The 24,130-nt window shown below is 32.5% G+C and carries 18 protein-coding genes; 9 read left to right on the top strand and 9 right to left on the bottom strand.

The features are described from left to right. Positions 1–9: 9 nt before the first annotated feature. Entirely contained in the window at positions 10–2,121 is a 2,112-nt protein-coding gene (locus tag LPB88_RS15495; RefSeq protein ID WP_230716566.1) for a TonB-dependent siderophore receptor, read from the bottom strand. A gap of 106 nt (positions 2,122–2,227) precedes the next feature. Here LPB88_RS15495 and LPB88_RS15490 point away from each other — a divergent pair, with 106 nt between their 5' ends. Beyond that, on the top strand, positions 2,228–3,130 hold the full coding sequence (locus LPB88_RS15490) for a DUF6607 family protein (RefSeq protein ID WP_230716565.1): 903 nt from the start codon (positions 2,228–2,230) through the stop codon (positions 3,128–3,130). A 190-nt stretch (positions 3,131–3,320) separates the two neighbouring features. Here the strand turns inward: LPB88_RS15490 and LPB88_RS15485 are convergent, their stop codons facing one another. Both LPB88_RS15485 and argS read right to left on the bottom strand, forming a co-directional pair. After that, positions 3,321–3,683: a SusD/RagB family nutrient-binding outer membrane lipoprotein gene (locus LPB88_RS15485; RefSeq protein ID WP_230716564.1), complete on the bottom strand. Its 363-nt coding sequence runs from the start codon at positions 3,681–3,683 to the stop codon at positions 3,321–3,323. 343 nt (positions 3,684–4,026) lie between these two features. After that, a complete protein-coding gene (gene argS / locus LPB88_RS15480) occupies positions 4,027–5,805 on the bottom strand; it encodes an arginine--tRNA ligase (RefSeq protein WP_230716563.1) in 1,779 nt (592 codons plus the stop codon). 325 nt (positions 5,806–6,130) lie between these two features. On the opposite strand from argS, the gene LPB88_RS15475 reads away from it, so the two are divergent. Next, positions 6,131–8,545 carry a TonB-dependent receptor domain-containing protein gene (locus LPB88_RS15475; protein ID WP_230716562.1) on the top strand — a complete coding sequence of 805 codons (2,415 nt, stop codon included), beginning with the start codon at positions 6,131–6,133 and terminating at the stop codon, positions 8,543–8,545. 88 nt (positions 8,546–8,633) lie between these two features. Here LPB88_RS15475 and LPB88_RS15470 read toward each other — a convergent pair whose 3' ends face one another. Together LPB88_RS15470 and LPB88_RS15465 are read right to left on the bottom strand one after the other, a co-directional pair. After that, complete coding sequence (locus tag LPB88_RS15470) at positions 8,634–9,305, bottom strand: copper homeostasis protein CutC (protein WP_230716561.1); 672 nt, start codon at positions 9,303–9,305, stop codon at positions 8,634–8,636. A 227-nt stretch (positions 9,306–9,532) separates the two neighbouring features. Further along, positions 9,533–10,540: a 3-oxoacyl-ACP synthase III family protein gene (locus tag LPB88_RS15465; protein WP_230716560.1), complete on the bottom strand. Its 1,008-nt coding sequence runs from the start codon at positions 10,538–10,540 to the stop codon at positions 9,533–9,535. Between the two features lie 266 nt (positions 10,541–10,806). Between LPB88_RS15465 and LPB88_RS15460 the strand changes: the two genes are divergently transcribed. Then, positions 10,807–13,218 (top strand): prolyl oligopeptidase family serine peptidase, encoded by a 2,412-nt coding sequence (locus LPB88_RS15460; RefSeq protein WP_230716559.1) that lies wholly within the window; start codon positions 10,807–10,809, stop codon positions 13,216–13,218. Between the two features lie 112 nt (positions 13,219–13,330). On the opposite strand, the gene LPB88_RS15455 is transcribed toward LPB88_RS15460, so the two are convergent. After that, a complete protein-coding gene (locus tag LPB88_RS15455) occupies positions 13,331–14,281 on the bottom strand; it encodes an ABC transporter ATP-binding protein (protein ID WP_230716558.1) in 951 nt (316 codons plus the stop codon). A gap of 173 nt (positions 14,282–14,454) precedes the next feature. On the opposite strand from LPB88_RS15455, the gene LPB88_RS15450 reads away from it, so the two are divergent. Then, the gene (locus tag LPB88_RS15450) at positions 14,455–15,309 is read left to right on the top strand and encodes a co-chaperone YbbN (protein WP_230716557.1); all 855 of its coding nucleotides are present in this window, start codon (positions 14,455–14,457) and stop codon (positions 15,307–15,309) included. Between the two features lie 68 nt (positions 15,310–15,377). Here LPB88_RS15450 and LPB88_RS15445 read toward each other — a convergent pair whose 3' ends face one another. Further along, entirely contained in the window at positions 15,378–16,073 is a 696-nt protein-coding gene (locus tag LPB88_RS15445) for an OmpA family protein (protein ID WP_230716556.1), read from the bottom strand. A gap of 17 nt (positions 16,074–16,090) precedes the next feature. Beyond that, a complete protein-coding gene (locus LPB88_RS15440) occupies positions 16,091–16,594 on the bottom strand; it encodes a lipocalin family protein (protein ID WP_230716555.1) in 504 nt (167 codons plus the stop codon). Between the two features lie 205 nt (positions 16,595–16,799). On the opposite strand from LPB88_RS15440, the gene htpG reads away from it, so the two are divergent. From htpG to LPB88_RS15415, 5 genes are all read left to right on the top strand, one after another. After that, positions 16,800–18,683, top strand: a complete 1,884-nt coding sequence (htpG, locus tag LPB88_RS15435) for a molecular chaperone HtpG (protein ID WP_230716554.1) — start codon at positions 16,800–16,802, stop codon at positions 18,681–18,683. A gap of 195 nt (positions 18,684–18,878) precedes the next feature. Beyond that, positions 18,879–20,144, top strand: a complete 1,266-nt coding sequence (locus tag LPB88_RS15430; RefSeq protein WP_230716553.1) for a patatin-like phospholipase family protein — start codon at positions 18,879–18,881, stop codon at positions 20,142–20,144. A gap of 144 nt (positions 20,145–20,288) precedes the next feature. Further along, positions 20,289–21,116 carry a hypothetical protein gene (locus LPB88_RS15425; RefSeq protein WP_230716552.1) on the top strand — a complete coding sequence of 276 codons (828 nt, stop codon included), beginning with the start codon at positions 20,289–20,291 and terminating at the stop codon, positions 21,114–21,116. Positions 21,117–21,249: 133 nt separating this feature from the next. After that, the gene (locus tag LPB88_RS15420; RefSeq protein ID WP_230716551.1) at positions 21,250–21,966 is read left to right on the top strand and encodes a DUF4369 domain-containing protein; all 717 of its coding nucleotides are present in this window, start codon (positions 21,250–21,252) and stop codon (positions 21,964–21,966) included. Between the two features lie 224 nt (positions 21,967–22,190). After that, the gene (locus tag LPB88_RS15415) at positions 22,191–23,450 is read left to right on the top strand and encodes a hydroxymethylglutaryl-CoA reductase (protein ID WP_230716550.1); all 1,260 of its coding nucleotides are present in this window, start codon (positions 22,191–22,193) and stop codon (positions 23,448–23,450) included. 198 nt (positions 23,451–23,648) lie between these two features. Here LPB88_RS15415 and LPB88_RS15410 read toward each other — a convergent pair whose 3' ends face one another. Continuing rightward, a complete protein-coding gene (locus LPB88_RS15410; protein WP_230716549.1) occupies positions 23,649–24,098 on the bottom strand; it encodes a hypothetical protein in 450 nt (149 codons plus the stop codon). Between the last annotated feature and the right edge of the window lie 32 nt (positions 24,099–24,130).

Below are 24,130 nucleotides of genomic sequence, written 5' to 3'. Positions count from 1 at the left end.
ATATTTATATTAAAGATTAAGGTTATACGCTAATTTTAAGAAATAGGAACGCCCATAGGCAAGCATAATTTCTCCAGTTCCTGCATGGCCTGCAGCACTACCCGTTCCCGTTTGAGTGACATTTGTTATATCAAAAATATTTCTGGCTCCAATTGTTACTTCAAAATGATCTTTGAAAAAATTTTGTCTAATTGTAGCATCAAGCCAATTGCTTGGATCTATTTTAGATAAAATATAAGATGAACTACCCTCAATAAATTGCTGAGTTTTACCATTGTATTTATAATATCCTGAAAATACAGTCTTCCATTTTGGAATTGTATAAGAAACACTGGCGTTCAAATTAAATGAGTAAAGAAATTTATCATCTGAGACAAATACTTGATTTTTTATTTCCTGAGAAATTCCAATAAATGCAGCACCGAAATTGAATGTTAGATTGTCTTTTCTGAACTGATTCATTGTAGAGAAATTCCACATTCTATATTTGCTAATATTGATATATTCATATTCCGGGTTTCCGGTGTCTGGATTAAATCGCACCAATGCCATACTAATTCTGTCGTCAACACTCAAATAACTTCCTGCAAATGTGTTTGAAAGTTGCTCTCCAGATGAAAATAAGGTCGATTTTTTAAGACTTGCTTCATAAGAAGTACTTGTTTCAGGAATTAAGTTTTCGTTTCCTGTAAAAAAATGCCCATCAAAAATTTGTTTTGAGTATAATTCCTCAAAAGTTGGTGTTCTGAAAGAGTTCCCGTAAGAACCGCGAAGTTCAATTCCTTTATTAAATAGATATCTTAATCCAAGAGATGAAGCATACTGATTATCAAATTTTGACTGAGCAGAAAATCTTAAACCTGGTCGAATAGAGAACTTTTCTGTTGCCATAATTTCAGAAGACACAAAGAAATCATAGTTTTCAAGTGTTTTTCGAACTGGTGTCAGAATATTATTAGCTTCCTGAACTAATGAATATCCTTTATTATTTACAAACTCGTATCCTAATTGAAGGTCAATTGTTTTATTTGAGAAAAAGTTATTTAGAGTTCCTGTAGAATAAAGAACTTCCATAGACTGATCTTTCACAGTAACATTATTAGCTTCTGTTTTAGTTGACAAATAATATCTAAAATCTTCTACATCACGTGCTTGTTTTTGATGTGAAAGTGAAACATTGTAATTCAATTGCGAAAACAATTTTCCAGTTGCATTTAAATTATGAAAATATCTATTTGTTAAATACCTCTTATCACTTGCATAACGGTATGCCCCCAAAGTGCTATTAAAGCCTGATTGTACTGTACTATTATAGTAATCAACATTTTCATCTAAATATTCGAACTTATAAAAAATGCGGAAACCATCTTTTTGATATGCGATTAAGACAGTCCCGTTTAACTGATCTTTTGGCAACCATCTATAACCTCTTGTACCGTCATTTTCACTATAGTCAATTCCATTTTTATCATTTAAATACCCTTGAAAATCATTACGATTAGCTCCAAATGATACAAACCAATTTTTAATGAATGTGTGAGAAACTTTTAAAGACTGAATGTGTCGTCCTTCATCAAAAAGAGAATACTCATTATTAACTGTTTCTTCCTGAACTGATGCAGTAATTCCCCATTTGTATTGCGATGACTTCTTTGTAATTATATTTAAAACACCGCTTACCGCATTAGCTCCGTAACTAACCCCCATAGAACCTTCAACGATTTCAATACGCTCAACATCATTTAAGTTAATCTGAGATAAATCAATATTATTACCCAAACCTGCTTCATTAATTAACGGAACATTATCTACCAAAATTTTAAAATACTGAGCATCCAAACCAAATAAAGAAACAGTAGAACGACCACTTGTTCCACTTGGTCTAACTGTAATATTCAAATATTGATTTAAAACATCTGCCAGATTAGTTGCTGCTAAATTTTGAATATCGGCACTTGTAATAACACGAACATTAAAAACTGATTTTTTTATGGATTGTGGCTCAAACTGGCCAGTAACAACTACTTCCGAAAGTTTATTTACAGCTGTGGTATCTTTCTCCTGTGCAAAAGAAATTTGACAAAAAAGCACAACTGCAAAAAGGGTAAATTTTATTTTCATTATTTTTATTCAGTCTTAATAATGACGCAAATATATAAACTATTTTTATTTGTTCTAAATAAATTATATATATTTGCGAGAAATTTAAAAACAAAATAATTAAGTTATGATTTCAAAAAGCCTCTATTTTTCGGCCGTTATGGCTTTGACATGCAGCCTTGGTTTCAGTCAGGACAAAAAACAACAAGACATTAAATCAATCAAATCGATGTGCGGTTGTTATGAAGTGAAATTTAATTTTACAGAAACTTTTCAGTATCCTAAAGATTCTGCTACTTATAAACCATCTGAAACTAAACATGAATCTGGTTTAGAATGGGTTGAATTAGTAGAAGATGCTCCTAATAAAATTGTAATGCAACACTTATTGATTGTAAGTGACGATATGATTATCAAACACTGGAGACAAGATTGGTTATATGAAAACACTGATTTGTATTCATTTGATAAAGGAACTTCCTGGAAATACAAAAAATTAGACAAGAAAACTGTTAAAGGTCAATGGACTCAAAAAGTATATCAAGTAGACGATAGTCCAAGATATGAAGGATCTTCAACTTGGGTACATGTTGACGGAAAAGATTACTGGGCAAATGTTGCTGATGCACCACTACCTAGAAGAGAGCAAACAAAACGTAACGATTACAATGTTTTAAAAAGAAGAAACATCCACGAAATCACTGCTACAGGATGGAATCATGAACAAGACAACGACAAATTGATCAGAGATGACAGTGGAAAAGATGTTTTGTTAGCACAAGAAAAAGGAATGGATGTTTATACTAAAGTTCCAGATGTTAAATGTATCGCTGCTCAAAAATGGTGGGTTGCCAACAATGCACTTTGGAAAAATGTACGTGACAAATGGCAAACTCTTTTTGACAGACACCAAGACTTAAACCTAGAAGCTAAAGTTGATAGAAAACCTCTTTATTCTCTTTTGTTTGATTTAAAACCAGACGCTACAAAAGCAGAAACAGATGCAATCATCAACAAGTTCGTAAAATAAAAATGTTTGTGTTAGTTGTAAAAAAGCCGATAGTTTTAATGCTATCGGTTTTTTTTATACATAAAAAACCGCCTGAAACTAAATTCAGACGGTTTACCCTTTTACGTTTTCTACTAAATGCTTACTAATTCAATATAGTTAAAAATGATAATAGGGATTTACTTTTATACTTAAACGCTTAAAAACGCATTTAATTTTTATCCCAGAATAATTTTGTTTTTAATTTATCTCCACCTATTGATAGACCTGCTGCATTATAATTTACAGCATTTAATGTTTGCTCTCGAATTGGGTAAGTCATTCTTGACGGAATTTGACTTTCTGCCGAAGCATCAGCATTTGATGGCGGAACAAGAGCTGGAAAATTAAGTCTTCTTGTTGATGTCCAACCTTCAAATCCTCTATTAAATAAAGCATACCAAGCTTGTTCACCTATTTTTTGCTGCCACGTTCCTGCAGCCGTTGCATAAGCAACTGACGATTGTGCTAAATACTCAACAATAGGAGTTTTATCGATTACAACTTGAAAGAATTTTTGTAAGAATAAAATCAAAAAAAATAAAACTTAAATAAAAACATAAAAACTGTTATTTTTTAAGTTTTCAGCAATTAGCTTGAATTGCAAACTGCTTAAAAAGAATATTATTCAAAAAAAAAAACCTGAAACTCAATTCAGATACTTCTATCCTTTTATTACTTTCTTCTAAAAGCTTACTAATTCAAAATAGTTAAAAATAAATATAAGGTGATATTTTACTAATTACTAACCTTATCAAACCTGTGGCAAAAGTATTATACAATCTCATCTTTATCTGGCACAATAAGTCATAAAGACAATAAAAAAAGCCAGTAGTTTCTCAACTACTGGCTTTTTTTATTCTTAATCATTTTAATTCTTACATTCTTTCCGGAACTTCTATTCCTAATAAAGTAAAGGCCGATTTTATAACTTCGGCTACCTTTTGTGAAAGCTGCACTCTGAATATTTTTTTGGTTAAATCAACTTCTCCTAAAATATGAACAGATTGATAAAATGAATTATACTCTTTTACTAAATCATACGTATAATTGGCAATCAAAGCAGGGCTGTGATTTTGAGCTGCATTTTGAATTACTTCCGGAAAAAGTTCGATTTGTTTTACCAATTCTTTTTCTTTTTCATGTAATTCTTCTGTGTTCGTTTTAGCTGAAAAATCAAAATCAGATTTACGAATAATAGATTGAATTCTCGCGTATGTATATTGTATAAACGGACCCGTATTTCCTGCAAAATCAACAGATTCTTCTGGATTAAACAAAATACGTTTTTTAGGATCTACTTTTAAGATGTAATATTTCAACGCTCCTAAACCAATTGTCTTGTACAATTTAGCCTTTTCTTCTGCCGAATAGCTGTCCAGCTTTCCTAAATCTTCTGAAATTTGTTTGGCTGTATCAGTCATATCCTGCATCAAATCATCGGCATCTACAACAGTTCCTTCACGGCTTTTCATTTTTCCTGAAGGTAAATCTACCATTCCGTATGATAAATGGTATAAACTTGAAGCCCAATCAAATCCTAATTTTTTCAGAATCAGGAACAAAACTTTAAAGTGATAATCTTGTTCGTTACCAACGGTGTAAACCATTCCGCCAACATCTGGCATATCTTTTACACGCTGAATGGCTGTACCGATATCTTGTGTCATATAAACCGCAGTTCCGTCAGAGCGTAAAACGATTTTACGATCTAATCCTTCATCAGTCAAATCTATCCAAACTGAACCATCAGGGTCTTTTTCGAAAACACCACTATCAAGACCTATCTGAACAACATCTTTTCCTAATAAATAAGTATTGCTTTCGTAATAATATTTATCAAAATTAACTCCAAGATTGGTGTAAGTTGTTGCAAAACCATCATAAACCCATTGGTTCATCATTTTCCAAAGTGTGATTACTGCATCATCTCCAGATTCCCATTTTTTAAGCATTTCCTGAGCCTCAATAATAATTGGAGCTTGTTTTTTTGCTTCTTCTTCTGTTTTTCCGGTTTCGATTAATTGATTGATTTCGCCTTTGTAAGCTTTATCAAATTCAACATAATATTTACCAACCAGTTTATCTCCTTTTAAATTTGAACTTTCTGGAGTTTCACCATTTCCAAATTTCTGCCAAGCCAGCATTGATTTACAAATATGAATTCCACGATCGTTAATAATCTGAGTTTTATATACTTTTTTACCAGAAGCTTTGATAATTTCAGCTACTGAATATCCTAACAAATTGTTACGAACGTGACCTAAATGCAAAGGCTTATTAGTATTTGGTGAAGAATATTCAACCATTATAGCTTTATCCTCCGGGTTTGGTGTTACATATCCAAACTTGTTATTATCCTTTATTTCGTTAAAGAAATTCAAATAATAACTATCTGAAATTACAATATTCAAGAAACCTGATACTACGTTAAAGCGTGCTACTTCAGGAACATTTTCAACCAGATAATTTCCGATTTTATTTCCTAATTCGCCAGGATTACTTTTGATCACTTTCAATAAAGGGAAAATCACCATTGTAATATCGCCTTCAAACTCTTTTCGGGTTGTTTGAAATTCGATTTTATCAACAGTAACATCAAATAATGCTTGTATTGCTTTTTGTATAGAAGGAGTAAGAATTTGTGATAATGACATGTAAACTTATTTTTAAAGTGAGCAAAGATACTGCTTATTCATCAATTAGAGAAAATGAAAAACATATAAAATACAAGGAAACGATAAGAATTTCTTAAAAAGCGAATTATTCTGAATGTTAAAATTATCAAAAAATTAAAATGCTAATCCCTTATAAAACAGAACATCTATAAACAAAACCATTTTTTTTATTGATTTCTCTGTAACATATCGATCATAAAAGAGTCTTAATAGGGTCTTTAAATTCGTTTGAAGAAAAAACAAAAAACAAAATCAAAAAAACAATCACCATCATCAATCAATCAAAAAAATCAATTATTACAATATGAAACTAAAATTCTTTCTGTTTGCATTACTAGGTATATTTGCAACAGCCCAAGCCCAAAACACCGGTGAAGTCTCCGGAAAAATTACCGAAAAATCAAATAATGCGCCAATCTCTTATGCTACAGTTTCTATTAAAGACAACGGAAAAGTAGTATCTGGAGTTAACACAGATGACAATGGTGGTTTTACCATTAAAAATTTGGCTCTAAAAAATTATACAATCGAAATTCAGTACATTGGATTTAGAAAATATATTGGTTCTGTAATTTTAAGCGATAACAAAAAAACAGCTACCGTTAATGTATCTCTTGAAGAAGAAGCTACTCAGCTAAAAGGTGTTAACATTGTTAGTGAGCGTTCTACAATTGAACAAAAAATTGATAGAAAAGTAGTAACTGTTGGAAAAGATTTAACTACAGCCGGAGCTTCTGCCTCAGATATCATGAACAACATTCCATCTGTAAATGTTGATCAGGACGGAAAACTTTCTCTTCGTGGTAACGATAATGTACGTGTATTAATTGACGGAAGACCTTCGAATATTGATCCTGCACAATTATTAAAGCAAATTCCATCAACTTCTATCAAAAAAATTGAGTTGATTACTAATCCAAGTGCGAAATACAATCCAGAAGGAATGTCTGGAATCATCAACATTATTCTACACAAAAATGCTAACACTGGTTTCAACGGAAGCTACAGTGGCGGAATCACTTTTGGAGAAACTGCAAAATACAATCAATCATTAGATTTGAACTATAAAACCGGGAAAGTCAATTTCTTTGGAAATGTGGGACAAAACTTCGGGATTTATCACAATCATGGTTTTATCAAAAGATTAGATCAGGATATTTATCAAAAAATAAATGTCTTAAATGATAATGATTCCTACTTATATAAAGTTGGAATGGATTATTTAATTAACGATCATAACACATTATCTATTTATACCAACCAAAATAAATCGACCGGTAAAGGATTTGTAGACACTGATATTGACTACAATAATGTAACAAATTCAGATATTTCTAACATTTTTCAAAAATCCAGATACACAGGTCCGGATCAGGTTGGAACTTATAATTTAGCTTACAAGCATATCTTTAAAAAAGAAGGTCACACCTTAGATTTTGAAGCAAATTACAGCGACAATAAAGAAACACAAAATGCTTCTTTTGATACTAAAACTACAAAGCTTGACAATACTGTAAACAGCATTATTTTTGACGACTACATAAAAGGTACTCGTCAGTTAAGTACTGTCAATGTTGATTATGTAAATCCGTTAAATGACAAAACTACTCTTGAAGCTGGTGCCGAAGCCAGAATTACAAGAACGGATAATGATTATATTACCGGAAATCCTCTTGCAGCACTTCCTGTTTCTAATTATACTTATGATACTGATATTTACTCAGCTTATGTGACTTTTGGTCAGAAATTTAAAAAATTAAGCTATCAGTTAGGTGCTCGTTTTGAGAGTTATAAAGTAGCTGCGAATTTAAATCATGGTCTTGAAAAATTTGATGACGATTATATTACGCTATATCCATCAGCTTATTTAACGTATAACCTTAATGAGAAAAACACTTTTCAATTAAGCTACAGCCGTCGCGTTGACCGTCCGAGTTTAGAACAAACAAAACCTATTCGTGAGTTTTCTACACCGTTAGTAACTTCATTAGGAAATCCTGAATTAAGACCTCAGTTTACAAACTCTGTGGAATTAAATTATACTAAAACTTTAGAAAAAGGAAGTTTTACTGCTGGTGTTTTCGTGAGAAGCATCAATGACCAAATCAGTAGAATTTTATATCCTGATGTTACAGAACCTAATAGCAACAAACAAATTATGACTTTTACTAACTATGATCATAATACGGCTTACGGGTTTGAAGCTTCTTTTAATTACAAAATTACAAAGTGGTGGGATATTTCTCCATCTATCGATTTTTCAAGCATCAATCAGCAAGGAGTTGTGTTTTTATATGATGCGGCAACAGACACAAGTAATCCGCTTGAAAGAAAGGTTACTGTTGCAGCATTTAACGGACGTATGAATTCAAACTTTAAAGCAAACAAACGTTTAAGCTTTTTATTATTCGGATTTTACAGAGGTGGAGTTGATGGTCTTCAAAATAATAGTCATGAAATGTACAAAATGGACATAGGTTCACGTTATACATTATTAGACAACAAGATGAACATTAGTGTACGTTTTAATGATGTATTCAATACAATGAAATATGCGTTTGATACTATGTATCCTTATCCACAAGTTGGACAATTTAATTGGGAGAGTCAAACCGTTTATTTAGGATTAACATACAACTTTGGAGGTGCAAAAATCAAAAACCTGCAACGTAAACAAAGAGAAGATAACACTAATAAAGGTGGTGGTGGAATGTTTTAATCCCTCTTTTATTAGTAGATTTTAATAGTTCTTGTAGAAAAGAAAAGCCTGGAGTATGCCAACTCCAGGCTTTTCTTATTTTATGCTTTTATAAAAAATTCTTTAATTCTTTTACCTCTTCAGGATTTGCTGTTTCTGTATTATCTGTAATGGCCGATGAATGATAAAAAGTAGGTTCTAATTTATCTTGTAATAATTTAATATTAGAAGATCTTAGACCTCCGCCGGGCATAATTTCGATTTTATCTTTTGACCATTTTTGAATCTTCTCTAAAGCAAAAATTCCTTCTTCAACATTTATCTCTTGTCCCGAAGTTAAAATGGTATTAAAACCACATTCAATTACATCTTTGAGAGATTCCTTAGCATCTTTCACCACATCAAAAGCACGATGAAATGTACACGAAAGCGGACTTGCTAAATTGACTAATTCTTTGTTTCGCTTTTTATTAACGCTTCCATCTGGTTTTAAGATTCCGAAAACAAAACCATCAACACCTAATTTCTTAAATTGTTTAATGTCTTGTTTCATTTCTATAAACTCTTCATCTGTATAAACAAAATCTCCGCCGCGAGGTCTTATGATCACATGCATTTTTATCGATACATTCTCTCTTACTTTTAGCGCTAGAATATAATTAGGAGTTGTTCCACCGAGCTTTATATTCTCACAAAGTTCTATTCGATCAGCACCATTTTCCTGAGCAATTATAGCTGATTCGTAATTAAAACACGCTATTTCTAGTTGATTTTTTTTCATTTTAATAAAATTATTTGTCATTGCGAGGAACGAAGCAACCGCACTAACAATAGTATTTCAGAACAAAAATATTAATTAAATTTGAACCCTCAACCTCAACAAGGTCCAAGTTTTTTCTAATTACCCTAAGTGTCATCCTGAGCGAAGTCGAAGGCTTGCCAATTGGATATAAAAAAACCCGCTCCAAAACAGAGCAGGTTCTAAATATAATGTAAGATCAAATTAAATTACCATTTGATAATTGCACTTGCCCAAGTGAAACCACTACCAAAAGCAGCCAGAACAACTGTATCTCCTGATTTGATTTTTCCTTGTTCCCAAGCTTCTGTTAAAGCAATTGGAATAGATGCTGCGGTTGTATTTCCGTATTTCTGAATATTGTTATGAACCTGGTCGTCTCTCAATTTGAATTTGTTCTGAATGAATTGCGAGATTCTCAAATTTGCCTGATGCGGAATCAACATATCAATATCTGAAACTTGTAAACCGTTTGCTTCTAAACCTTCATTAATTACCTCAGCAAAACGAACTACTGCGTTTTTAAATACAAATTGTCCGTTCATATAAGGATAATAACTTTCGTCGTTCGGATCATTATCTGCTAAAATATCCGTTACCCAACGTGCTCCCATTCCAGGCGCCTGCAAAGCTAATTCCTCTGCATGTTGTCCTTCTGAATGCAAATGCGTAGATAAAATTCCTTTTGTCAAATCTTCTTCACGGCTTAAAACTGCCGCTCCTGCTCCATCTCCAAAAATTACCGAAACTCCACGTCCGCGAGTTGTCATGTCTAATCCTGTTGAATGCACTTCTGAACCAATTACCAAAATGTTTTTATACATTCCGGTTTTGATATATTGATCTGCAACAGAAATAGCATAAACAAAACCAGAACATTGATTTCTAACATCTAATGCTCCTACAGTTCTTAATCCTAAATCACGTTGCACTAAAACTCCAGGTCCTGGAAAATAGTAATCAGGACTTAATGTAGCAAAAACTACAAAATCAATATCTTCTTTGGCAACGCCAGAACGTTCTATAGCAATTTTAGCTGCTTTTACTCCCATTGTTGTCGTGGTATCTTCTCCACGAATGATATGTCTGCGCTCTTGAATTCCAGTTCGCTCCTGAATCCACTCGTCATTGGTATCAATAATCTTAGACAAATCATCGTTGGTCACAACATTTGAAGGAACATAATATCCTAAGCCCGCTATTTTTGAATGATACATATTCTTTTATTATTTGTTAAAAATTTGGATTACAAATTTAAGTATTGTTTAAAACATAAGGGTACAAATTACTCTTTTTTTCGTAATTAGCAATTTAATATAATTTAATTATACATCTTATTAAAGTAAGTTCTATTCTAAAAAACCAGTTTTTGCCCCAAAACAATGAAAAGTATGAAAAATAACATATAATAATGTAACAAGAGTAAACTACCTTAGACAAACATTTATGAATACCACTTTTCCAAACCCCTAAAATTCAAATTATGAAATTAAAGGTTACATTATTCTTATTTTTAAATATTGGTTTCTTTGCTTTTGCCCAAGAAAACTTAACCTACCAAAAACCATCTAAATCTATTCTGGATTTGGCCGATTATCAAAGGGCTCCGACAGTATCAATGGATACTAAAAAAGAAAATATGCTCTTGTTATACAGAAGTACCTACAAAACATTAGAAGACTTAAATCAGGAGGAACTTCGTTTGGGAGGTTTAAGAATCAATCCTGTTACGAACATTTCGAGTACCGTTACTTATATCATCAATCTTAAATTAAGAAAGGTAAGTGACAAAGACGAAATACAAGTTACCGGTTTGCCAAATAATCCTAAAATAAGCAATATTCTTTGGTCTCCAAATGACAAGAAAATCTTGTTTTCGCATACTACAACTTCTGGTGTAGAACTTTGGGTTCTGGATGTTGCATCGGCACAAGCCACAAAACTAACAGAAGCTACTGTAAATGCAAACTTAGGGAATCCATTCACCTGGTTTTTAGACAATGAAACTATTTTGGTAAAAATGCTTCCAAAGGATAGAAAACCTCTTTTAGATTCTAAAAAAGATTTACCAACCGGACCAATTATTTCAAACACTTCGGGAGAAAAATCTCAAAACAGAACCTATCCTGATATGTTGAAAAACAAAAATGATGAGGCTAATTTCGAAAACATCATTACATCTGAATTATACAAAGTAAACATTAACGGAAATGCCGTTTTATTTAAAGAAGCTGCCATGTTTGCTGGAGAAAGAATTTCGCCAGACGGCAATTATATTATGTTAACTACAATTCAGAAACCATTTTCTTATGTGGTTCCATTAGACAGATTCCCATTTAGAACAATTGTTTATGATGCCAGAGGAAAAGAAATTAAAACGGTTAATGAAGTTCCGTTAAACGAAATTATACCAAAAGGTTTTATGGCGGTTCGAAAAGGAAAAAGAGAAATGACCTGGAGAGATGACAAGCCAGCAACCTTATCTTATGTTACAGCGCTTGACGAAGGAGATCCGGCTAACAAAGTTGATTTTAGAGATGAAGTTTTTCTTTGGGACGCGCCTTTTACAGCTGATGCAACTTCAATGGTAAAAACACCTCAGCGTTACTCTGAGATCGTTTGGGGAAATGATAATATTGCCTTTGTAACTGATGAGTGGTACGACACTCGTAATACCAAAACCTATTTGATTAATCCTTCAAATCCAAGTCAGCAGGCAAAAGTAATTACGGATAGAAATCAACAAGATGTTTACTCAGATCCTGGAATTTTCGAAACCAGAAAAAATGCATACAACAAGTATGTTCTCGCTATCGAAAAAGACAATACTTACCGAATTGGTGAAGGATATACTAAAAACGGGCAGTTCCCTTTTATAGATGAATTCAATTTAAAAACATTACAATCAAAACGTATTTATACCTCTTCGTTTAAAGATAAAAAAGAAGATTTATTGGAAATTGAAGATTTTAAATCTGGTAAAGTTTTAGTTAGAATTCAATCTAAGAGTGAATATCCAAATTATTATTTCAGAAATATTAAAAAACAAAACAGTGTAACACCAATTACTGCCTTCAAAAATCCGTTTGAAAGTATCAAAGATGTTAGCAAAGAAGTGATCAAATACAAACGTAAGGACGGATTGGAACTTTCGGGAACTTTATATCTTCCCGCTGGTTATGATAAAGCAAAAAAAGAGAAATTGCCTTTATTAATCTGGGCTTATCCTGCTGAATATAAAGACAGAAACAGTGCGGGTCAATCGACTCAAAACTCAAATGAATTTACTTTTCCTTATTATGGATCTTTTGTCTATTGGGTAACTAAAGGATATGTGGTTCTTGATGACGCCGCTTTCCCTATTATTGGAGAAGGTACTACAGAACCAAACGATAATTTTATGTCGCAATTAGTAGACAATGCCCAAGCTGCAATTGATGCCGTTGATGCTTTAGGTTATATTAATCGCAAAAAGGTAGCAATTGGCGGACACTCTTATGGAGCTTTTATGACGGCTAATTTATTAACGCATTCTAATTTATTTGCGTGTGGAATTGCAAGAAGTGGTGCTTACAACAGAACTCTGACTCCGTTTGGTTTTCAGAGTGAGCAACGTAATTACTGGGAAGTTCCGGAGGTTTACAATGCAATGTCTCCTTTTATGAATGCGGACAAAATGAAAACTCCAATTTTATTAGTTCATGGGGAAGCTGATAATAATCCAGGAACCTTTACTTTGCAGACTGAGCGTTATTTTCAAGCTCTAAAAGGTCTAGGAGCTCCGGCAAGAATGGTAATTTTACCTAAAGAATCACATAGCTATGTGGCCAAAGAAAACATTCTACATTTACTTTGGGAACAAGATCAGTTTCTAGAAAAGTATTTAAAAAACTAATTTACAAGAGAATATTTATACAACAAACCCGATAGTTTAAAGACTATCGGGTTTGTTGTTTTAGAGCATTAAAAAAGAATTATCTAATTATCTAATTGACACATTGTCTAATTTACAGATAATTCAATCCTAAGAAAATTTCCTGCTCAAGAGGCAAATCGATTTCACTTTCAAAAAACACGAGTTGTCTTTTATAAACGGTTTCAATTAAAAAATGATTTCCTCTAAAATAGGTTCTTCTGATTTTTACTGGCAAACTAGAGTCTGTAACCATTTTAAACTGATGTGGATACACCAAAGTTTTATGCATTTGATCTTCATAAGGAACTAGCAAATGTGTTGCAATTTCATTTACTTCTCCAAAAAGTGACGCTACATATTTAGTTTCCGGATCTTCGTAAATTTTTGTTGGATTATCCTTAACGATAATTTCTCCGTTTCGCATTACAATCGCTTCATCTGCAAATGACAAAGCATCTGTGCTATCGTGTGTTGCGATGATGCAGGTGATCCCTTTTTGTTTTAAATATCGAAATAAATTTCGGCGTAAAGCATTTTTTCTAAAAGCATCAATTTGACTAAAAGGTTCGTCGAGTAAAATCACTTCCGGTTCTAATGCCAAAACTCTTACCAAGGCTACTCTTTGCTGTTGTCCTCCACTTAAAAACTTTGCTTTTACATTAGAGAATGATTCCATTTCTACCATTTCTAATAATTCCTGAACACGAAGTTTTTTCATGTTTGCAAAACCATTCGAAAGAAACTTCCCAACATTTTCGGCAACAGTTTCAAAAGGAGACAAATCAAAATCCTGAGCCAAATATTTCATATAAGGCATTCCGGGAATTAAATTATATTTTGGACCTAGAATAGCCTTTTCATTATAAAAAATCTTGCCTTCATCTAAATCATATAAGCCGTACATTAATTTAAGAAGTGTACTTTTTCCGCAGCCACTTTCGCCTATAATGGCAATGTTATCGCCTTTATTTATAGTAAAAGAAACGTTTTTTATAACAGGGTTTTCGGTATACGAAAAAGAAATATTTTGAATGTCGAGCATGGGTTGTATTTGAAAGCACAAATTTACAATGTTTAATTTCTAAAGTCAAAAAAATAAAATCAGATTATTATTTAAAATTAAATTATTAACTGATTACTAAAATCAGTAATATTGTAAGAAAATACATTTAATATTATTTTCAACTCGTAATCCATTTTTCTAAAGTATATAACATGAAAAATTATCTAATTATTGCATTTGTATTTATTTCTCAAATGATTCATGCCTCGACATGGTATACCTCATTTGAAGAAGCTCAAAAGATGGCATTAACTACAAACAAATTAATAATTATTGATTTTACGGCAAAATGGTGCGGTCCCTGTAAAGAAATGGAATTACAGTCATGGAATGATGTTCAGGTTGAAAATGTATTACAAAACTACATTAAACTAAAAATAGATATTGATCTGAATAGAGACATAGCAATCAAATACCAAATTAGAGCAATTCCGGACATGGTTATAATTGACGGCAACGGCAAAGTTGTACATCGTTTTTTCGGTTATCAAAATCCTTCCAAATTAAAAAATGAATTAGCCCCGTTTAGTCTGTCAACTGAATATTTGTCAACTGAATTAATTGGTTTTTACGAAAACAAAAAATACAATACAGCAATACGAATTGTTCAAAAATATTACAACTACTCTTTAATAGTTGATAAAAACATCAAAGGAAAAATAATAAGAGTTGGTTCTGATTATTTGGGAGATGCTAAAGAAGAGTTGAAAAAAAATGAAGAAAACTACCTTCAAAAAAAGCAAAAATTAGAACTTCTGACACTCTATGAATTAGCTTATCTTTTTGATTTTAAAAAATTAGACAAGAAAATTTCAGAAATAAGATTAGAAAAAGTGGACCAACTAAATGACTATCAATATTGGTTTTTGAAATACCTATCTATTAAAGGAAATCAAAAAGATACAACTGAAGTTGAGCAATTTTTAAAAGACAATAATTTAGATAATGTCATCGATAATGGTAATCAACTATATGCATTTTATGAAAAGTCGCTCATAAAAACATAGGTTTTTAAAGTCAAAAAAAAGCTGCTTCAACTAAGAAACAGCTTTTTTTATATTTTATTTATCTGAAATTATTTTCCAGCTTGTGCTTTAGCATCATTTACCATTTTGTCATTTGCAGTAATTGAAAACTCTACACGACGGTTTTGTGATCTTCCTTCCGGAGTATCATTTGTTGCAATTGGATCAGCGATTCCTAAACCAGAAGTTTTGAAACGGCTTGATTTTAATCCTTTTGAAACTAAATAAGCTTGTACAGATGCAGCTCTTTGTCCAGAAAGTGTTAAGTTATATTCTGGTTTTCCTGTATTATCAGTATAACCAAAAATTTGAATATCTGTATCTCCATACTCTGTAAATACAGGAATCAATTTGTCTAAGTTAGCTTTTGCCTGTGTAGTCAAAGTTGATTTGTTAGTATCAAAACGAACAGAGTTTTCGTTCAAAGTTAAGTGAATTCCTTCTCCTACTCTTTCAACATCAGCACCTGGTAAAGCCTGATCAATTTCACGAGCTTGCTTATCCATTTTGTTTCCAATAAGCGCTCCTGTTCCACCACCTACGGCAGCTCCAATTGCAGCCCCCAAAGCAGCGTTACCTCCGTGACCTAAATTATTTCCTAAAATACCACCAATAATTCCACCGGCAACTACTCCAATTCCAGCACCTTTTTGCGTGTTATTTGCATTTTTTACTGAATCACAACTTGTAAAAAGACTTACTAATACAAATAAACTACTCAGGCTTAAAACGGTTATCTTTCTCATATTTTTATTTTTTTATATTAATTAGCTCTTTGAAATTGGTAAGTTACATCCTTAACTTGTCCACCAACATTAATGTTATCAATTAACTGGAACGAATTATCAGTTAATCCGGCCACTTTAAGCAAATATCCTGATTTAACATTTTTTGATTTTAATCCCGGATCTACAATTTTAAGTACAAAAAGTCCCTGGCTGTTGATACTCCAAACGATTGGAGAAGTAAAAGCCGTACAGCTTGGTGCATTTAGAGCCATAGTTCCTTTATTATTATTTGAAATAAAGTTCCATGTACTTCCAATAAAACATTTAGAATCTGCAAGATCAAATGAAGTTACTTTAATATACTCTGAACCAGGATAAGAAACATTGGTTAACACCCAATTTCCTTTAAGTGCTACTTGAGAAGGTCTGTCAAGTTTAGTCGATAGCGTAGGTGCTTCAGTTGAAGCTGTTGTAGACGAAGCTGATTTACACGCGAAAAACATCGTGGCGATCATGCAAATGAAAATAACTTTCTTCATTTTGTACATTTTTTTTAAGTTAATACTGACACGTTTAACAATGATTATATCACAAAGATACAATTCATCGGAATATCTTGGGTTCCAAAATCTAATTATTTTCTTTCAAAATTAACACTTACGCCATTTTGTCACCCAAAAAACAATTGGTATTCTATTTGAAGAAATGAGAATCATCACATTAAACTCAAAAATTAAAATAAATATGACAACAGGTAAAATTAATGTTTCGGTAGAAAACATCTTTCCCTTAATCAAAAAGTTCTTGTACAGCGATCACGAAATCTTTTTACGTGAGCTGGTTTCGAACGGAACAGACGCTACTTTAAAATTAAAACACCTAATTAGTATTGGCGAAGCTAAAGTAGAATACGGAAATCCGGTAATTGAAATCAAAGTTGATAGGGAAGGGAAAAAAATCCACATCATTGACCAAGGTTTAGGTATGACGGCTGATGAAGTTGAAAAATACATCAATCAGGTAGCTTTTTCAGGAGCCGAAGAATTCCTTGACAAATACAAAGATTCTGCTAAAGATTCTGGAATTATTGGTCATTTTGGTCTTGGTTTCTATTCTGCATTTATGGTTGCAGAGAAAGTAGAAATCATTACAAAATCATACAAAGATGAACCAGCTGCACATTGGACTTGCGATGGAAGCCCTGAATTTACTTTAGAGCCGGCTGACAAAACTTCACGTGGTACAGAAATCATCTTGCACATCGCTGAGGATTCTCTAGAATTTTTAGAAGATTCTAAAATCAGCGGATTATTGAATAAGTATAACAAGTTTATGCCTATTGCAATTAAATTTGGAACAAGAACAGAAACACTTCCAAAACCGGAAGATGCTCCTGAAGATTACATCAACGAAACTGTTGAAGTTGACAACATCATCAACAATCCAAATCCAGCCTGGACGAAACAACCAACTGAATTATCTGAGGAAGATTATAAAAACTTCTACAGAGAATTGTATCCAATGCAATTTGAAGATCCGTTATTCAACATTCATTTAAATGTGGATTACCCGTTTAACTTAACTGGAATTTTGTATTTCCCTAAGTTAGGTTCAGACATGCAAATTCAAAAAGATAAAATTCAATTGTACCAAAACCAGGTTTACGTTACAGATAACGTAGAAGGAATTGTACCTGAATTTTTGACGATGTTAAAAGGAGTTATTGATTCTCCGGATATTCCTTTGAATGTTTCTCGTTCTGGTTTACAGGCTGATGGTGCTGTTAAGAAAATTTCTAACTACATCACTCGTAAAGTAGCGGATAAACTAAAAGCTTTATTCAACGAAAACCGTGCTGATTTTGAGGCAAAATGGAACGATATTAAAATCGTTTTAGAATACGGAATGCTTTCTGAAGATAAATTCTACGAAAAAGCAGGTGCGTTTGTATTGTATCCAACGGTTGACGATAAGTATTTTACTCTTGAAGAATTAAAAGAGAATTTAAAAGAAAATCAAACGGATAAAGACGGGAAATTGGTTGTTCTTTATGCAGGAAACAAAGATGCTCAGCACTCTTATATTGAAACTGTAAAAGAGAAAGGATACGAAGTATTGCTTTTAGATTCTCCAATTATCTCGCACTTAATTCAAAAAATTGAAGGCGATAATAAAGATGTAACTTTTGTTCGTGTGGATTCTGATCATATTGATAACTTGATCAAAAAAGAAGAAAACACGATTTCTAAATTATCTGATGAAGAAAAAGAAACACTTAAAACTTCATTAGAAGCTTATATTCCAAAAGCATATTCTGTACAACTAGAAGCTATGGATAGTCAAGTTGCTCCATTCATTATTACGCAACCAGAATTTATGCGTAGAATGAAAGAAATGAGTCAGTCTGGCGGTGGCGGAATGTTCGGAATGGGAAATATGCCTGAAATGTACAACTTGGTAGTAAATACTAATTCTGATTTGGCTACAAGTATTTTGAATACTGAAGACAAAACGCATCAGGAGCATTTAGTAAAACAAGCTTTAGACTTGGCTAAATTATCGCAAAACCTATTAAAAGGTGAAGCTTTGACTGCTTTTGTAAAAAGAAGTTTTGAAATGATTAAATAAGATTTTTATAAAATCTATTCCTAAAAACCTGCAAGTTATACTTGCAGGTTTTTTTATGCTTAATCTAAGCTATTTAGTTCAAATGTATAGCTGTAAAAATGGGGAATTAGCCCCTTTTTTGACAAGAGTAATTTCTATAATTTTAATCCCCTTAAAACACAATTAACTGATTATCAATATTTAATTCTAGAAATCATGGATAAAAGAAAATTCACTGAAAATGGAGAAGTACTAACTATTCTACGAGATTTACAAGAATCAATTGGAGACAAAAAATTCTCAGATATTGTAGACGCTAACAATTGCCAATATGTTGATTTAGTGCAAGAAGGCGGCGGTGTATTAGGGATTGCCTTAGTTGGATATGTCTATGTTCTGGAACAAATGAAGATTCGTTTTTTGAGCCTGGCTGGAACCTCAGCCGGAAGCATTAATACGATGCTAATGGCGGCGGCTGGTGCAATTGACATTGAAAAATCAGAATGGATATTAGATTGTCTTTGCAATAAAAACTTATACGATTTTGTTGATGGCGATCATGATGCCCGCGAATTTATTGATGCCTTACTAAGTGATTCCAGCAATTTTAAATTAATCATAAAAGGAACTCAGGTTATTGATAATTTTAAAGACGATCTTGGATTAAATCCCGGTAAAAACTTCCACCATTGGATATCGAATCTTCTTTCGCAAAAAGGAATAAAAAATTATTCTGACCTTAAAGCATTAAGATCAAAAGGTGTTTCAGATCAAAATCAATTATTCCGAATAAACAAAGTAAAACAAGGAGATAAAGAAATATACAACAGACCTGACCACTGGAGCGAAATGGCAATAATAGCGGCAGATATCACAACCGAAAGTAAAATTGTTTTCCCGAAAATGATTGACTTATTTTATTCAAATCCCGATGTCCAGAATCCGGCTGATTTTGTTCGGGCTTCTATGTCAATACCTCTTTTCTTTACCCCTTTTAAAATTAAAAATATTCCCGGAGGCGTAGATGCCTGGAAAAAATGGAATGATGCCACAGGACTACGAACCTCAGTCCCTTCAGAAGTTATGTTTATGGATGGAGGCATAATTTCGAATTTTCCAATTGATATTTTTCACGAAAACCTAACCGTTCCCGCCTCTCCTACTTTCGGTATTAAACTGGGATATGATAAAAACGAAATCAATAAAAATGAAAAAATAACCAATGTCGTAAGTTCCATGTTTGACACAGCGAGATACGGTTATGACTCAGAATTTTTGAGAAAGAATCCCGATTTTAAAAATCTGATTGGATATATTGATACAGGAAGTCACAACTGGCTAAACTTCAATCTTACTGATGATGCAAAAATTGATCTCTTTATTCGCGGTGCCCAAAAAGCTTCAGAGTTTTTAAATAAATTTGACTGGGAGAAATATAAAGAAATCAGAAGAGCCAAAAGCCAATATTACAAGTCTGTTTAAAGAAACAGGTCACCTCACAAAAATATCTTTCAATAAAAATACGTTTGTAAAATCCTACAAGTCTAGCTTATAGGATTTTTTTATTGCAATTCATTTTTTTTGCTACATTTGAATGCCTTTTATCTAACTTAAACAAATACTACTATGAAAAAAACAATGTTTTTATTTCTGACTGTTTGCACAACAGCACTAACTTATGTTTCATGTTCTAACAACGACAGTGTTGTAGAACAAACTGATGTAACCGCAGTAGGAGCATCTGTTGCAATTGACGCCGCAAACGAAATGGACGTTAATACAGGATTACTTGTAACAACCCCAACTGGTTCAACAGCAAAAACTACCGAGACTCCATCAGCTGGAACTTGTGCTGTTATTACAGTATCGCCAAATACAGATACTTACCCTAAGGTATTTACTGTAGATTTTGGAACGACAGGTTGCACAACTAACCAACTTACAAGAAAAGGAAAATTAAAAATTACACTTTCTGGCCCGGTAATCACAACCGGAAGCAAAATGACAATTGAAAGAATTGATTATTCTATTAATGGATTAAAACTAGAAGGAACTATTGAATACACCAACACTACAACAGTTGCAACTGTACCACAATGGACCAGAAAAGTAACCAATGGAAAATTAACTGATTTACTTGGAAAAGTATTCACAAATTCAGGAATACATACTGTAAAACAAACTGCAGGTGTTGACACTCCCTTTTTATTAGATGATAATGTATATGAAATGATCGACGGAAGTCACACAGTAACTTCTGAAAAAGGAGGAACTTTAACCTTAACAGTTCTGGAAACATTGGTAAAAAAATATTCTTGCACTTTTGTTTCTAAAGGGAAACTAAAAGTTCAGGGAGGCGCCTTAAATGGAGTAATTGATTTTGGAAACAATGATTGCGACAACAAATATACTTACACTCACGAAAACGGGACTGTATTTAATTTAGGACTTTAACAGAATTTTCTGCTATAAACAATAAGAATCCCAATTTAGAAATAGATTGGGATTTATTTTTTCGCAAAATTTAACAACTACTTCTATACATTCAAACTATTTTCTTTATTTTGCAGCAAAATCTAAAAAACCAATGAAAAAATCAATTATTGCCTTTGTTACTCTCGCAGTATTAGCATCTTGTAGCAAAAAAGAATCAACTACTGACAACTTACATATTACCGGAAATATAAAAGGATTAAAAAACGGAACTTTATATATTCAAAAAATTGTTGACACTTCGCTTGTTGCAATTGACAGTATTAAAATCGACGGAAACTCTACATTTGAAAGCGATATCAAATTAGAATCTCCTGAGATGTTATATTTATTTCTAGATCGTGGAGTAACCAATTCATTAGACAATAACATTTTATTTTTTGCAGAACCGGGAAATATCAACATCGATACCAATCTTGATAATTTTATTTATAGTGCAAAAATCACCGGATCTAAAAATCAGGAATTGTACGAGCAATATCAAAAAATAAATTCTCGTTTTATTGATGAGAACCTTTCTTTGGTTGAACCAAGATTTAAAGCCTTGAAAAGGAAAGACCAAAAAGCAGTTGATAGTATTGATGCAAAACAATCATCAAACATCAGAAGAAAATATCTATATGCTACAAACTTTGCGATTAACAACAAAGATCACGAAATAGCACCTTATATTGCCCTGGCAGAGATTTATGATATCAATATCAAATTCCTTGACACCATTCAAAAATCAATGACTCCAAAAGTAGCTCAATCACTTTATGGAAAAAAGCTAACCAAATATATTGCTGAAATAAAAAAAGAACAAAAATAATTTTTTGAAGCTGCGATAAAATAGCAAGCGACCTGCTTTTATATACAATACCGTTAATCCTGTTTTTTTACTAAAACAGGATTTTTTTTTGCTCTTTTTTTTAGCATATTTTTTTATTTCTTAAATATCTGACAATTAGATAATTATGAAAAATTATTTCGGAAATTTCATGCAATTGCTACTGATTTACAATAACTTAGCTTTATAATTAAAAACTAAAAATTATGAAAAATCCACCTAGTATCATTAGCCGTGCAAAGTTTGATTTTATTAATTCATCAGTTATTGAAAAACTTGAATCTTATAATTCAAAACTTAGCCCAGAATTAGAAGCAATCCCTAAACTTGACCCCTACTCTTTGAACGGTCAAAAATTGCGTTTAGATTTTATTCGAAAACAATCAAATTCAAACCTTGACTACTTATCCGGAGAAAAAGTATTCAACGACAACGAAAGTTTAAAAGGGAATATTGAAAATTACATTGGCATGACGCAAGTTCCAACAGGAATTATTGGTCCAATAGTAATTAATGGCACTCACGCACAAGGAGGTTTTTATGTACCACTTGCAACCACCGAAGGAACACTACTGGCGTCCTACAACAGAGGTGCAAAAGCATGTAGAGAATCTGGCGCAATTACCACAATTACATTACAAGAAGGCGTACAAAGAACACCTACTTTTAAATTTAAAAATTTAATTGATCTGGGAAAATTCGTAACATGGGTATTAGACAATAAAGAAACATTCAGCGCACTAACACGAGAATCCAGTAATTATGCCATCCTAAATGACGTAGGAATAAATATAGAAGGCAATATTTTAATATTACGATTCGAATATACCTCCGGAGATGCAGCAGGTCAAAACATGGTTACAATATGTACAGACAGAATCTGTAAATATATCCTTGAAAACTGCCCGATTAAACCTGTTTTCTGGACTATCGAAGGCAATACATCCGGAGATAAAAAAGCTACATCATTAGCCACAAGAGTACGCGGAAAGAAAATAACTTCTGAAATTACACTAAAAAGAACCGCTATTGAATCTGTACTAAAAACAACACCTGAACTCTTACAGCAACAATGGAAAATTTCCACTTCGGGTGCCATAAAATGTGGTAGTAACGGTACAGGTATGCACCCCGCTAATGCACTTGCAGCGTTATTCATGGCTTGCGGACAGGATGTAGCCTGCACAGGAGAAGCTTCTACTGCCCTAACAAGAATGGAAATCGATGAAAACGGCGATTTATATTGCTCCATTACGATGCCCAATATAATTGTAGGTACTGTTGGCGGCGGAACTTCTTTTCCAACACAAAAAGAATGCTTACAAATGATTGATTGTTACGGCCCTGGCAAAAGTACTAAACTTGCCGAAATTGCTATTAATGTTTGCTTAGCTGGTGAAATCTCAATCTTGGCCGCTATGTCATGTGGACAGTTTACGGCTGCACATCAAAAATTTGGAAGATAACAAAAGGTCAAAATATTATAATTATTATCTTTTTTTAATATCCCTTACTCAAATAAAAAACCGCCACAAGTTTAACAATTTGACGGTTTCTTTATTATCTAAAAAGATCCAAACTTAAATCAATAAAAAGAATATTGAATCAGTTTATTGAATTGAATTCAGTATTTTTCTTTTACATTGCTGAAAATTCACTCCATATTATCTTCCTAACAACGCTCCAAAAATGCCAAAAGCAAAAATAAGACCATACAATACCAAAATTGAAAGTGTCATAATACCAATAAATTTATAGTGTGATTTCAAATAACCAAATGAAGCAGATAACGCTTCAGAATCATTATCCCTAAAAGCTTTTTTAGCATTTGTTGCAAATTTATTTAAATAATAAACCGGGAAGAAATAAAGCGCTGCAATAAAAAAGTAAAAAAATCCCATTATGGCCCCAAAAGAAGATCCCATTGCTGGCACTGAATTACCCATTGATGTAAAAACAGTACCCGCAAAGAATGCAAACACAATCATTAAACCGATAGCTACAAATCCTAAAATAGATAAAAAATAAGCCCATTTTGCGATTTCCTTTAAAAAATCTTTTGCAGATTGATCGAGTTGCAACTCAAAATTTTCAAAAACTGATGCTTCTTCCATGTGTAATATGTTTTCTGGTTAAGCAACAAACA

It is taken from the genome of Flavobacterium sp. JAS (assembly GCF_020991455.1).
In the GTDB taxonomy this organism is placed as follows: domain Bacteria; phylum Bacteroidota; class Bacteroidia; order Flavobacteriales; family Flavobacteriaceae; genus Flavobacterium.
Note: the sequence above shows the minus strand (reverse complement) of the source record. Positions and strands in the feature narration are given on the sequence as shown.